The organism is uncultured Fibrobacter sp. (assembly GCF_947166265.1).
GTDB lineage: Bacteria > Fibrobacterota > Fibrobacteria > Fibrobacterales > Fibrobacteraceae > Fibrobacter.
The window spans coordinates 1-12,822 of the sequence record NZ_CAMVDO010000050.1; the positions used below are offsets into that span (position 1 = coordinate 1).

At 51.0% G+C, this 12,822-nt stretch carries 12 protein-coding genes and 1 pseudogene; 4 read left to right on the forward strand and 9 right to left on the reverse strand.

Translation table 11 applies throughout. The features are described 5' to 3' along the window. Positions 1-342, reverse strand: a pseudogene (locus Q0W37_RS14095) (hypothetical protein); the annotation flags it as partial. A 233-nt stretch (positions 343-575) separates the two neighbouring features. Between Q0W37_RS14095 and Q0W37_RS14100 the strand changes: the two are divergent. From Q0W37_RS14100 to Q0W37_RS14110, 3 genes are read left to right on the forward strand one after another with little or no spacing between them, the layout of a single operon-like run. Continuing rightward, positions 576-1,544 carry a porin family protein gene (locus Q0W37_RS14100; RefSeq protein WP_297702192.1) on the forward strand — a complete coding sequence of 323 codons (969 nt, stop codon included), beginning with the start codon at positions 576-578 and terminating at the stop codon, positions 1,542-1,544. Positions 1,545-1,586: 42 nt separating this feature from the next. Next, positions 1,587-3,227, forward strand: coding sequence for an NAD(P)H-hydrate dehydratase (locus Q0W37_RS14105; protein WP_297702193.1), 1,641 nt, complete (start codon positions 1,587-1,589; stop codon positions 3,225-3,227). Positions 3,228-3,246: 19 nt separating this feature from the next. Continuing rightward, positions 3,247-4,692, forward strand: a complete 1,446-nt coding sequence (locus Q0W37_RS14110) for an RNA methyltransferase (RefSeq protein ID WP_297702194.1) — start codon at positions 3,247-3,249, stop codon at positions 4,690-4,692. Between the two features lie 46 nt (positions 4,693-4,738). Here Q0W37_RS14110 and Q0W37_RS14115 read toward each other — a convergent pair whose 3' ends face one another. The 8 genes from Q0W37_RS14115 to Q0W37_RS14150 form a co-directional block, all read right to left on the reverse strand. Continuing rightward, complete coding sequence (locus tag Q0W37_RS14115; RefSeq protein ID WP_367186288.1) at positions 4,739-5,272, reverse strand: DUF5662 family protein; 534 nt, start codon at positions 5,270-5,272, stop codon at positions 4,739-4,741. Positions 5,273-5,274: 2 nt separating this feature from the next. Next, on the reverse strand, positions 5,275-6,933 hold the full coding sequence (locus tag Q0W37_RS14120; protein ID WP_297702196.1) for an ABC transporter ATP-binding protein: 1,659 nt from the start codon (positions 6,931-6,933) through the stop codon (positions 5,275-5,277). Further along, a complete protein-coding gene (locus Q0W37_RS14125; RefSeq protein ID WP_297702197.1) occupies positions 6,930-7,199 on the reverse strand; it encodes a PqqD family protein in 270 nt (89 codons plus the stop codon). The genes Q0W37_RS14120 and Q0W37_RS14125 overlap by 4 nt, the downstream gene beginning before the upstream one ends. Position 7,200: 1 nt before the next feature. Next, positions 7,201-7,629, reverse strand: a complete 429-nt coding sequence (locus tag Q0W37_RS14130; RefSeq protein WP_297702198.1) for a S24/S26 family peptidase — start codon at positions 7,627-7,629, stop codon at positions 7,201-7,203. Then, positions 7,622-8,560 carry a hypothetical protein gene (locus tag Q0W37_RS14135; RefSeq protein WP_297702199.1) on the reverse strand — a complete coding sequence of 313 codons (939 nt, stop codon included), beginning with the start codon at positions 8,558-8,560 and terminating at the stop codon, positions 7,622-7,624. The genes Q0W37_RS14130 and Q0W37_RS14135 overlap by 8 nt, the downstream gene beginning before the upstream one ends. Continuing rightward, entirely contained in the window at positions 8,557-9,597 is a 1,041-nt protein-coding gene (locus tag Q0W37_RS14140; protein ID WP_297702200.1) for a nucleotidyltransferase family protein, read from the reverse strand. Before Q0W37_RS14140 ends, Q0W37_RS14135 begins: the two co-directional genes overlap by 4 nt. A gap of 168 nt (positions 9,598-9,765) precedes the next feature. Further along, on the reverse strand, positions 9,766-9,912 hold the full coding sequence (locus Q0W37_RS14145) for a hypothetical protein (RefSeq protein WP_297702201.1): 147 nt from the start codon (positions 9,910-9,912) through the stop codon (positions 9,766-9,768). An 11-nt stretch (positions 9,913-9,923) separates the two neighbouring features. Next, positions 9,924-11,822 (reverse strand): hypothetical protein, encoded by a 1,899-nt coding sequence (locus Q0W37_RS14150; RefSeq protein WP_297702202.1) that lies wholly within the window; start codon positions 11,820-11,822, stop codon positions 9,924-9,926. Between the two features lie 572 nt (positions 11,823-12,394). Between Q0W37_RS14150 and Q0W37_RS14155 the strand changes: the two genes are divergently transcribed. Continuing rightward, on the forward strand, positions 12,395-12,822 hold a 428-nt coding region (locus Q0W37_RS14155), incomplete at its 3' end, for a dihydroxy-acid dehydratase (RefSeq protein WP_297702203.1).

The following is a 12,822-nucleotide window of genomic DNA, read 5'->3' on the forward strand; positions in this document are numbered from 1 at the left end:
ACCGCTCCACGTGTAAAGCGCAAGGAGCGGTTCGTCGCTTGTTCGCATCGAATGTGTGTGAGCCTGTTCGAGAGCGCGAAGGAGAGCCTTGATCTTTTCCGGTTCCTTTTCCAGAAGGATGCCCGAAACATAATAGAAGCAGCAATAGCGGCCTGCAAAAACAGGGTCAGTCGCCAAATCCATCAGTACGTCGGCGCGGCCGTCAACAGCGGCAAGGCTTCCCAGCGGGTCCCAAAGCGAAACCGCTTCGACCTGCCCGCGTTCCAAAGCTTCGAGCGCCAAGTTGCCATCGGCATAGGGCAAGAACTGCACATCAATGTTTAAACACTGTTCTTTTAACACAATTCAGATCGAGTAAGCATAGAGGTAATCCTCCGAGCCATCCAGGCCCCGTTTAAGTTCGAGCGAAAAGTTAGAATCGCGTCAGACGTTTGTCCAATACTTTCTTTGAATGCCTAGTTATAGGCTTTTTTTGAAAAACCAGCCCGTTTTCAGTCAAAAAATTTTTCCAAATACATTTCACCGGTCTTTTTATGCTATCTTATTACGTATAAAACACTCAGTTTGGAGAGAATATGAAAAAGATTTGGACACTCATTGCATGTACCCTGATGGCAGCAGCGGTATCGTTTGCACAAGATGACTTCGATTACGAAGCTACGGAACAGACGGAAGTCGAGTCCGAAGCCACAGAACAGTCCGAAGATCAGGCCAGCGACCAGAGCGAAGCCGTTGAGGAACAGGCAGAAGACGCAGCAAGCGTCCAGACCGCCAAACAAAGCAACAATCAAGTTGCAAACCAAACCAATATTCAGCAGGCAAATCAGGTCAACATTCAGAACAACTACTACGCACAAGCTGAAACCGACAAGGCCGAAGAACAGGCCGACAACAATTCGAAACCGCGACTCGCAGAACACAGCACCTTCGGCTTCGGTGTAAGGGGCGCATTCAACTACGCCAGAATGTACGGTTTCAAGGAAGACCCGGAAAACGATAGCGACATCGACGGAGTTCCCACGGGCATCGGCTTTGATGCAGGCCTTATGTTCCGCATCCAGATGATTCCGAACCTCCATTTCACTCCGGAAGTCAACTTTGCCTACAGCAGCACCAGCCACTCGTATTTGGACAAAGACCGCCACTACATCAGCACGGATATTGAAATTCCGCTCATCATTCGTGGCGTCGTCGGCGACATGTTCTACGTAGGCGCCGGTCCACAAATCAATTTCAACATCAGTAACGAAGCCGATATCGATGCCACCGAAAATCAGTGGGGCATCTCCGAAGACATGGAGAACATCGAAAGTGCAAAGTTCAGCTTCGGGCTTACCGCAGGTGCAGGCATCAACGTTGTCGAAGGCCTGTTTGTAGACTTGCGCTTCTACCTAGGTGTTACGGAACTTTTCCCCGATGTTAAGTCCCTCGATGAATACGAAGCCGGCGAAAAAGTCCAGGAAGGCGACAACTTCTCGTTCATCAGCATGAAGGGCGCAAAGATGATGAAATTCAAAGTGGGTATGAGCTACTGGTTCATCTAGTTTAAATCGACAGTGGCCGATTAGCGGTTTGGAGTATAGAATATGAGAACACTTGCTAGTCTGACATACAGGGAATGCGCTCCGGTCGTCACCGCCGAAGCCATGCGGTTCTTGGACAACGACACCAAGAGGAGTCGCGTTTCCAGTCCCGGTTTCCAGCATTTCTGGGGGGCTTCCCCCGAAAACGTTCCCGCAGAAAGCGACGAATTCGCCACTCCGATCGATGCCGGATACGCCCTGATGAAACTGGCCGGAAAAGCCCTGTTCAACAAGGTTGTAGAAACACTCGGCCAAAATGGCAACGAAAAACCGGTCGCTGTCATTATCGGCGGTGGAAACAACGGAGGCGACGGACTTGCGCTTTCCACCCTGCTTATCCAGGCCGGAATTCCCTGCACCGTGTACTCCCTTGCAAAGGCGGAGTCGTTCAAGGACGAAGCAGCACTAGCCTATCAGGACTTTGCAAGCAACGGCGGAGAATTGGTCTATATCGCAGACCAGCTTCCCGAAGCGCCCCAATATTCCCTGATTGTAGACTGTATGCTCGGCAACGGGGCATCCGGTGAATTGCGCCCCGCATTTGCGCGCACTGTTATCGCCATGGACGAATGGAACATTCCCATTCTCTCGGCAGACGCACCGACCGGGTTCGATTCTACAGAACACCGCGCAGGAATCCCCTGCACCGAAGCAGACGAAACTCTCATTTTCGGACTTCCGCGACTAGACGCCCTCACAAGCGAAGGCGCCAAGGTATTTGGCAAGGTGACGGTCGAACCGCTCGACTACCCGGAAAACCTGATCGACAAGGTGAATTCAGGCGTATTCCTTGCCACCGAAAAAATGATTCCGGCCCTACTCCCCGACCGTGCCGAATTTGGCGACAAGCGAACCCAAGGAACAGCCATGGTCATCGCGGGTTCGGGAAACATGACCGGGGCGGCCTCGCTCTGCACCCAGGCCGTTTTAAGGAGCGGTGCAGGACTTGTCACCACTGCAACACCCAAAGCACTGCTCCCCGTATTGCAAGCAAAACTGGACGAACCAATTTTCTGCGGAATCGGCGATTCCACGACGGACAGACTTTCGATTATGCACCTGATGCAGCTGCAAGACGCAGCCCAGCACCAGAACGCTATCGCCATTGGCCCTGGACTTGGAACCGACACCGAAACTCAGGACGCCATCCGCATGTTCCTTACAGGAATCACGGCCCCCGTCGTTGTCGATGCCGATGCCATTAACGCCTGTGGCTCCGCATTCTTCTGCATGGAAGGCGGCCCCGCGAACGCCATCATCACGCCGCACAAGCGTGAATGGGAACGCAACTTCGGCCCGCTCCCCTCGAATGAATCGTTCTACCCGGAATACCTGAAACAATTCGCGACGCAATTCAAGATTACGATTGTCCTTAAGGGATGCCCCACCTACATAGCGATTCCCGATGGACGCATCTACATTGTCGAATGCCACAACTCGGGACTTGCCAAGGGCGGTTCTGGCGACGTTCTCACCGGAATCATCACGGCGCTCCTCGCTCAGGGACTAGCCACTGCAGAAGCCGCCGTACTGGGAGTTCTTCTGCATCAAAAGGCAGGGAAAATCGCCCGCGAAAAGTGGGGTGCGTTCAGCATGCTCCCTTCCGATGTCATCAAGGCACTCCCCCAGGCATTCGCTTGCTAGCACAGGCTCCACAACTTTCATGGACGCCTCACTCGAAAAAAGACTCAAGCGGCAGGTGATCGGAAAACCGCACCGTTTTTTAGCGGTCACTCCGCTCGGTTTCGAACAAACGCTCGCAAAAGAACTTGAACGCATTCTTGCTCCCAACGAGAACGCCGCAAGCAAAAATTCCGAACAATCCGAGACTCCTGCGGGAATTGAAATGCCGCATGTCACCGGTGACGGCAAGGTCGAATTCACCGCCAAAATCACAGAGGCCTGGAAAGCGGTCGCCTTCAGCCGCATCGCAAACCGCATCTTGATGCACATTGCCGACTTCAAGGCCGAAAATTTTCGCGAACTCGAAAAGAAAGCGAGCGAAATTCCCTGGGAACTGTACTTAGAAGACAGACAGGAGACGAGAGACGAGAGAATATCTTCTGGTAATTTACTCCACATTCACGTTAGTTGCAAACATTCCAGGCTTTACCACAGCGACGCCATTGCCGAAAGACTCTATAGCGCAATCAAGGGGGGACGCCTCCCCCTCGCTCCAGTTTCGCCAAGCAGCACAAAAAAGAAGTGCCTTGAGCCTGCCGAAGGGAGCGAACCTTCCGCTACCCCCTCTCCTAGGGGTTCCACCCCTAACACCCCGCCGCAGAATTTATACGTCACCCTCCTCGATGACCGCTGCACCCTTTGGCTAGACCTCGCGGGCGAAGAGCTCTACAAGCGCGGCCACGAACGGTTCGTGAACGACGCCCCCCTCAAGGAAACCATCGCCGCCGGGATGATTTTCGAAGCGATTTACGGCACAAAGCGCGAATACTGTCTACTCGACCTTATGGCAGGCAGCGGGACCTTCAGCCTCGAAGCCGCTTACGCCGAAAACAATCTTATTCCGGGAATCTGCCGCGACTTCGCCCTAAAGCACCAGCCCGCCTTCAAGGAAGCCACGTGGAACTACATCACGAATTCAGAATTTGGAATTCGGAATTCGAAGTTGAAAAAAATCGTCACGAGCGACATTTCCGAGCGAGCGATTGAAATCATCCAGCACAACGTCGAATGTAGCCCCCTCGCAAACGTCGCCGACGCCACAGCCGCGAGAGCAGTCACTCCGAAACTCCGCGACTTTTTCAGCTACAGCGCCGAAGACATTGCAGAAGTCTGTGGCGAAACCGCGCCCATTCTCGTGTTGAATCCGCCCTACGGCAAGCGCCTCGACTTTGACGCCCCCAAGCTCTACACGCGCATCGGCCGCCGACTCGCCGAGCTCGCCCGCGCCCTCAAGCCATTCGGCAAAGACCTCACGGTCGCAATCATCGCCCCCAAGGACGACACGCGCGAAGGCGCCAAATACACTTGTACCGCGAACCTCCTACGCGAATGCCCAGCACTCCGTCCAGAGGAAAACGACTCCGCCAAATGCCTCAAGACAAGCCACGGCGGCCTTAGCCTGAATATTTTCATTGCAAAGATTTAATGGATTGCCACGTCGCTACGCTTTTCGCAATGACGTAAAAGACGAACTACTCCGTAGGCAGCACTTTCGTGCGTCGCATAAACGCAAGCGTTTCTTTTTCGCCCTTTTCAGCGAGCATCTTGAGCAGGTAAAGCAACTTGCGATAGGTCGTTTCCGTCATCTTTTCGCGGGCGCTGCTTTTCGTCAGATAAAGGAGCGGAGCTTCCTGCGTGTACTTTTCCCGGTTATAAGTCTTAGATGCCGCCACACGGTCGCAGAACATTTCCTTGATATAACGGTCGGGCATATCGATAGGCACCAACTTCTTGGTTTCCATTTCGTAGTCGTACCAAAATTCAAAGTGATGCTTGTTTCTGCCCTTGTGATGCATCCACGCAAGGCTATAGCCCTTGTCTAGGCGTTCACCGTTATTGGGCGACTGGTTTCCCAAATAGTATTTCGCACCGGGAATAAATTCAGACGGGCTATACTTGGAAAGATCGTGAAAAAGCCCCTGAAAGCCAATCCCCGCCTTAAAGCAGAGCCGGATTACCTCGTTTCGATGTTTCGTTATCGTCAAGAAATGTTTTAGAGGATGCATTTTCATAACCGAACCACATCATCACACAAGTCCAGCATGGCTGTACGGTGCGTCACGATAATCATCGTCTTGTCGCGAAGCTCCGTAAAAAGCCTCCGGTAAAGTTCACGTTCCGTCTCTTCGTCCAGAGCAGAACTGATTTCGTCAAAGAGCATAATGTTTCCGGGGCGCAGGAGTCCACGTGCAATGGCAAGCCGCTGCGCCTGGCCTTCGCTGAGTCCGCCGCCGCGTTCGCTCAGTTCCGTATCTAGTCCCTGGGGCAAATCATATACAAATTCGGCGCAAGCAAGCGTAAGCACCCTTTGCAATTCACTTTCGCTTGCATCCGGCTTTGCTAGCAGCAGATTGTAGCGGATGGAACCGCTCATCAGCGTGTTTCCTTGCGGAACGTACACAAAGTTTCCGCGCAAGTCTTCGGAAAGGGCGTACACCTCGCCCCCCATCGCGCCATCGTTAGTACTCTCGGAATAGAGAAGCATTCGTCCGCAGTCGGGCTTGATAAAGCCCAGCAACAGGCGCAGCAAGGTCGTTTTCCCCTTGCCGGTTTCCCCCATAATCGCAACCTTGCTTCCCGGCCTGAAATCGTAATTAAACTTGCTGATGATTTCGTTTCGTTCCCCGACGTAGCCAAAAGAGACATTTTCGATGCGGACACCGAGTTTTCCTTCGAGCACCGAGGAATTATTTTCATGAGATGCAGCAAGGTCTCCGTCGCATTCCTTTTCCAGTTCCTGCAAGCGTTCCACCCCGGCCATCGCCTGAACCACTCGCGGGCCCATATTCAACAGCGAAAAAACCGGACGCTGGATTTGCCCCACCAGTTGCAAAAAAGACGTCATCACGCCAAACGTAATGAGTCCGTTTCGAAGTCCGAGGCCACCCCAGATAAAGGCAATCAAGTAACCCAGCCCAAACGTACAGCCAAACAGGAGCCTCGTAAGCAAGGTAAACTTCGCCCGGTGCCCCACATTCTGCCGAAGATCGCCCTGTCCACGGTCCAGCTGCGAGGTCACCCAAGGTTCACTCCCCAGCGAACGCAACACGGCGTTGTATTCCACGCCTTCTTGCACCTGCATCTGAATGCGGCTTTCGCTTTTGCGGATTTCGAGGGTCATCTTCTTTAACCGGTAAGAAATCAGCTTCGCAAAGCTCATTGCAATGGGCGAAAGCAGCAAAAGAATCCACGCCAGCCGAGAATCGAACATTCTAAGCAGCAAAAAGGCGCCCACCAGCTGCAGCGTCGTCACCACCATTTCCGGGAACGTATCAATCGCGACTTCGCTAATGGTTTCAATGTCCTTTGAAAAGCGCGAGGTAATGTCGCCGGAATGCAGGACTTCGATATCAAAGAGCTTTCGCCGAAACAGCAGCCCAAACATCATGAGCCGCAACCGGTTTGCCGCCCGCACCGTCTCTAACGTTGTCAGGTAGTGGCAAATTTGCCGAATCACGATTCCCCCGAGCATCGAGAGAACCAAGTAGACTATCATACGGACGATGTCTTCGTCGCTTCCGGTTCGAATGGTTTCATCGATAAAGCGCTTCGAAAGCCAAACCATCAACAAACCCAGGGCAACGCCTATTCCACCCAGTACAATCCGGATAGAAAGCGTCAGGCGAAACCCCTGCGAATAGCGCCACAGCCAGGCAAGACCGCTCATTCGACTACATTCACCTTTTTCCATTCATTCACGATTTTTTCCACATCGAGCCGAGCCTGTTCGGGGGTCACGTCGTAAACACCGCACAAGGCATCGGCCAGGCCTTCCACCGTAAACTCCTCGGATGCACTCGCCTGATTCCAGAGCCATGCCGCCGTTTCATTCAGGCAGAGCAGTCGTCCAAAATCAAGGGCATTTACGCCTTCGCCCATAATTACCTGTTCGCCACACACTTCGCGCAGCACAAAACCTTTTTTAATTCGCATATTATACCAGCCTTCTATAAATTGCCAACAGCCACCGCCTCACCGGCAATAGCCAAAACCAAATTTTTGCTTTCACCCGTTGCCTGCGGGATTCAAGCGATATCCTTTTTTTACCGCAAACCACATGAGTCACCTTAGCGCGGACGTCGTTTACCTTACAATGTTCGCGCAAGCACAGGTTTCCGTCTCCCATCAGCGTCACGTCTTCACCCGCGATATCGACAATACGGTGAATCACAAAATGCCCATTTTCGACCCGTGCAAGTATGACATCGCCCCGTTTCAGTGCAGACTGCTTTACCAGCACCACGCTATCGCGCCCCCCTACAATAAACGGAAGCATACTGCGCCCGTTCACGGGAAACGTCACTTCGACGCCTTCGTCGACCAGGCGAATCGCCTCGGCCATAATCAGATCGTCGCTAACCACGCAGGGCCCCAGTCACCGTAGAACAACAGAGCTTCGCGGCGGCCTCATCCGGCAGGCATTCCAGATACCAGGCGGGAATGTTTTTAGCCATCGCATTTTCGGATGCATGCAGACCATCGGCAATGCGCCTTTCCCAGCGTTTGCCAGAAATGCAGGGAACAATCGCCGCATACGCCTGCACCCCGCGCAAGCGTGTAATTTTGTTGAATGGGGCCTGCGAAAGCAGAACCGCTCCGCCGAGCGGATATTCCTCGTTCTTGTAGCAGGGAGTCTTTCCGCTCCACGGTGAACCATAGACAACCGCACAGAACGCACCAGGAGCATCTTCAAAAACGCGCACCACGGGGTTATCGTCGTTCAGCAAGGATGTTCCATCGACATGTTTAAGCCAGAGCCTTGCGTGGGTACTCTTGCCCGTACCGCTCTTTCCCAAGAAAAGATAACCGTGCCCTTGGTAAGTCGTCACCGCCGCATGAAAAAGCATCGTGCCGTAAGGCGCCGTAGCAATGGCATACATAACCATCAGGGCATTGTTCACCGCATATTTCAGCGAACTCTTTTTGAAATTTTTCGGAATGTAAAGTGTCGCCGTCTTATAGTCAAGGGCACACAAAAGAGAGCCCACCGGTTCATGCATCAGGCGAAAATCAAACACGGAACACTTTTCCGCCGTAAGGCCGCAAATAATCTGCTGCCCCTCATCGTCTTGGCAAAGTTCCTCGGTATATTCGGGAGTAAAGTCACAACAATCAACCTTCAACGAAAAGAGCACACTTTCATCCAGCGCTTTTTCAGCGGAAGCCTTTTCGGCAAAAGGCTCATAATTGTCCATGGACTCCGCAAATAGAGTTTCGGCAATATCGGGACTCGCCGTCACCGAAAACAAATGCCCCGCCACCTTGTAAAACCTGAACTCAATCTCGTTTATCATAAGGCAATCCTTCGACGCTTAATGCGCAAGGGAATCAGTGAAATCGTGGAACGCCAGTACCGGAGTTCCATAAAAAAAACTTGAAGCGGATCGAACGGAATCCAAGACAAAGTCCGCATACGGTCCTTAAACCAGCGGACAAAGACATTACGGGGTTTAGAGACTGTCTTATGCTTTCCAAAATTACCGCCCTCAAGCGCCATTTTCAAAAGGCGTTCTCCACGAGAGCGGTCCGGAGCGCAGAGCATCCATTTTCGTTCTAGTCCAAACACTTCCTGGAGCACCCACATCACGGCACCGCAAACGTTTTTCAGGTGTAGCGATTTCATCAAGGAAAAGACCTTTTCTCGCTCGATTTCGGTCGAATGTGTGAGCAGCATCAGGTAATCCGTATACTGCCGCAGTCCAAGTCCGCCAGCCAATGCATGCTGTTGCAAATGTGAAAGCTGCATCACCAGGGCAAACTGAATCGACGGGGCGTAAAATCCTTCGGGAACCCTTTGTGCGTTCCGGATTTCTTGATTCAGGAAGGCTTGCAAATGGCGGTTTCTAAACGGAATTCCCTGCGCAGGCTTAAAATGAACCTCGACCGTAATTCCATCCTTGTTCTTAGGCAAATGAACATGATGCGGGGCGGTATTTTCGACAGGCTTTTCAGAAAGAAAATTCAAATCCACCAAAAGCGAATAAATCCGGTCGCGCCCGCCCTCTACCCAGATATCAATATCGCCGACATGCCTTGAAAACGGATTCGGATAAAGCCTTGCGTTTGCGGCTCCCTTGAGAATCGCCGTTTTAAAGCCTGCGGTTTCAAAAACATTCGTCAAACGAGCCGATTCCTGATTAATCATGCGATTTGCACTGGCGATCATTTCGGCATCGGCGCCCCACCGCAAATTCAACGACTTGGGCGGGTGATATTCTTCAGGGAGTTTCTTGATTGCGGAATACACCACTCCACGCACGCACTGGCTTTTTGCCAACGCATAAACGCGATTCCAATCCTCATCGTTAGGCACAACAGACAGCTTCGTCAAACGCCCCTCATTATCGAGGGCAACCCGCAAAAGCTCAAATAAAAGCAAGTCCGTTCGACTCGGATAAAAATGCATAGAGCAAATATAAGATAAAGAAAGAACACCCATTAGAAAAGGGACCACAAAAGGTCCCTATATCGATTATTCTTTATATTTTCTGGAAAAGCTTTAGGGATGAGGTTCTAAACAAGCTGCTCCCTGTTCATTGCAATCCGAGCCTTCCAAAAGCGCCCCCTGAAACAGGTATTCCACCTCGCTCATTTCAGGCGCCACATAGACTCTTTTGGATTCCATTTCGATTTCTTTTGTATCCATGAATATTTTCCTTACTCAACAAAGACTCGTTTTCCGTTATGGTAATACATTCCGCGAGTTGTGGGCTTCGCATTCAACTTGCGGCCCTTCATATCGAACCAGCGATCCATGCGGATTTCGCCCGTCACGGGGTTCATCTTTCCGGTTTCGATGACATTGTCATTTTCATCGACGATTTCGACATCAATTTCTGCCGGATTCTTATTCAAAGAGCCGCCAAACGTCTTTGCAAATCCCTGGCTCTGGTGCTTTACCAGGTAGGCATTCAACGCCGTCATTGTCGCCTCGGCATCCATTTCCACGAACTGTCCGACACGTGCGCCGTTGCGTTCTTGGGCAGCAAAACTATAGACATTTCCTAGATCCGGATGGTCATTAAAGGTTGTATAGGCGTAGACCCCCTTGAATTCCCAGGCACCGCTAGTCAACACTTCTACGGGAGCCGTTTCCGTATTGAAAATCGCATCGCCTTCAAAAGTGATCGTAGATTCGTTCGGCATTACCAAGTAAGGAGTATTGGCGCCCAGGTAATCTGTCGTTATGTACGAAAGCCTGACGCTCCACGAATTTTCTTTTTCGACAATTCGCTTGAACCTATAAATATCGCAACCCTTGACCTTAGAAGTATCGATCGAGAACGGCAACATGAGAGTCGTCATACGGCCAACCGTAAACGTCCTGTTCAGCTGAATTTCATCTACATGGATATCTTGCGAAATTTCAACGGTATCTTCGCCAGTATATTCGCCATCGATTTCGGCAACGGTCCTGTCGGGATATTCCGTGATTGTCACGGCGCCAAAGTGCATCACGTTAATCGAAGTCACAGACATATTCATAGCGGCACCGTACCCATTCAAGGCAAGCGTCTTTTCACCAACAGACCACGGAGAATCCTTATCGCAAACACCGTCAAGCATCGTTCCGTTATTCAGCTTGCAGGCGATTTCTGCGGTGTTCACGTCTTCCGTTTTTTCATTGGTATTGGCAAGTTCGGAACCCTTGCCAACGCCCTTTTCGACATATTCTTCGTAGTAGTTATTGGAAGTGGTAAGCGTTCCACTCAAGTGGTTACCGACAATCGCACCCGTAGCGCCATTACCGGCATTGGATAGATTTTCACCATCGTACGCACAGGATTTTACCGTCAAAGTAGACTTGGTAATTCCCACAATGCCACCGACAAAGGCGTCATTGCCGGTAGCCTCGATAGACACGGCACTCATGCAGTTTTCGATGGTTCCGTTTTTCGCGTTTCCAACGATTCCGCCGACACCCTGGCCCTTGCCGCTCGTTTCAATTTTTCCAGAAACATAGCAACCCGAAACCGTTCCGCCCGGATTACCGTCGGCCAACCAGCCAACCACTGCGCCCACAGAAATCTGCTGGCTAGTGCTCGAGAGAATGGACCCAGCGCTTGTAGAGGCGTTAATCTCGACATTTTCAAAAACGATGTTTTTCACCGTTCCTTTATTGCCCAGCACAGCAACAAAGCCGACATTCTGAGCATACACAGAATTGATCTGAGCCAATTCGGCTCCACTGATGTACATATTCGAGATAATGTGGTTGTCGCCATCGATAATTCCCGTGAACTTGCGGTCACCCTTACCGGCGGCAATCGGAGTCCAGAGCTTGCCACCCATATCCAGGTCGGCATCCAGCTTGGCGTTGATATTCAACCTTTGGCCCGATTTTTTATTGGTCTCGCCAGCAAACCAGGCCAACTGAGCCTCATTTTTTATGAGATAGAAGGTTTTGCCCTCTATTTTAACCGTTTCCGGCTGTTCCAAAGATTCGCCGTTCCAGGCGGCAGAAACCTGCTCAACCCCTGCAAAACAGAGGATTAGCAAGGATAAAACGAAGGACTTGATATAGTCCGAGGGTATAAAGAATGCTTTTATTTTCATAGAAATAATCCCCTCTTCTTCTCCACTCGGGGGCATATTATAGTAAAAGGATTTTTGCTACGAAAGGGTTTGTAATAATTAAATAATAAGTTTTTCACAACTTACAAAATTTCATACAGAAGCAGTGTCGGAAACCATTATCTTTTTTGCTATTTTACTCGTTTACAAGGGCATTTATTACTTCGGGGCATATAAAATGCAAAACAACACACTTTTTATACGCCCCTTTAAGTCAAAATAAGGCATCCAAAGACGTTTTTTGGGGATAAAAAGTGATTTTAAATCTAAATAGGCCTACAGAGCAACGAAAAAAGGCATATAAAAACGCATCAGAGAGCGTTCTTATACGCCCCTTCTATTAAATGATGCTTCACAGAGGCATATAAATGCCCAAAGTCAGCCTCTTTTATACGCCCACATTCTCCAAACAGGCCCATTTTACAGCCTTTGTTTTAGATTCAGGGCTCGGAATTTTGCAGGGGCATTTCATTTTTTCTACATTTCTTACGAAAAATGGCGTCAGATTTTTCAAGTGGCGCTGCAGATTTTAAAGACACAAAAAGAGGATTATTATGCCGAAACTTCGTTCGCTCAAGACTATGGAAGGCCGCGAAATGGCCGGTGCACGCGCCCTGTGGCACGCAACAGGAACCAAGGTGGAAGACTTTGGTAAGCCCGTCATTTGCGTGGTGAACAGCTACACCCAGTTTGTTCCGGGACACGTTCATCTGAAGGACTTGGGCCAGGTGGTCGCACGCGCGATTGAAGCCGCCGGCGGTGTCGCGAAGGAAATGAACACCATCGCCGTGGACGACGGTATCGCCATGGGCCACGACGGCATGCTCTACAGCTTGCCCAGCCGCGACCTCATTGCCGATTCCACTGAATACATGGCTAACGCCCACCGCGCCGACGCCCTCGTTTGCATCTCTAACTGCGACAAGGTGACTCCGGGTATGCTCATGGCCGCCATGCGCCTCAACATTCCGGCAATCTTCGT

Bases quoted from the DNA above. Each gene is read 5' to 3' on its own strand.
- Q0W37_RS14100 (WP_297702192.1), top strand. From the start codon at position 576: ATGAAAAAGATTTGGACACTCATTGCATGTACCCTGATGGCAGCAGCG.
- Q0W37_RS14105 (WP_297702193.1), top strand. From the start codon at position 1,587: ATGAGAACACTTGCTAGTCTGACATACAGGGAATGCGCTCCGGTCGTC.
- Q0W37_RS14110 (WP_297702194.1), top strand. From the start codon at position 3,247: ATGGACGCCTCACTCGAAAAAAGACTCAAGCGGCAGGTGATCGGAAAA.
- Q0W37_RS14115 (WP_367186288.1), bottom strand. From the start codon at position 5,272: ATGCATCCTCTAAAACATTTCTTGACGATAACGAAACATCGAAACGAG.
- Q0W37_RS14120 (WP_297702196.1), bottom strand. From the start codon at position 6,933: ATGAGCGGTCTTGCCTGGCTGTGGCGCTATTCGCAGGGGTTTCGCCTG.
- Q0W37_RS14125 (WP_297702197.1), bottom strand. From the start codon at position 7,199: ATGCGAATTAAAAAAGGTTTTGTGCTGCGCGAAGTGTGTGGCGAACAG.
- Q0W37_RS14135 (WP_297702199.1), bottom strand. From the start codon at position 8,560: ATGATAAACGAGATTGAGTTCAGGTTTTACAAGGTGGCGGGGCATTTG.
- Q0W37_RS14145 (WP_297702201.1), bottom strand. From the start codon at position 9,912: ATGGATACAAAAGAAATCGAAATGGAATCCAAAAGAGTCTATGTGGCG.
- Q0W37_RS14150 (WP_297702202.1), bottom strand. From the start codon at position 11,822: ATGAAAATAAAAGCATTCTTTATACCCTCGGACTATATCAAGTCCTTC.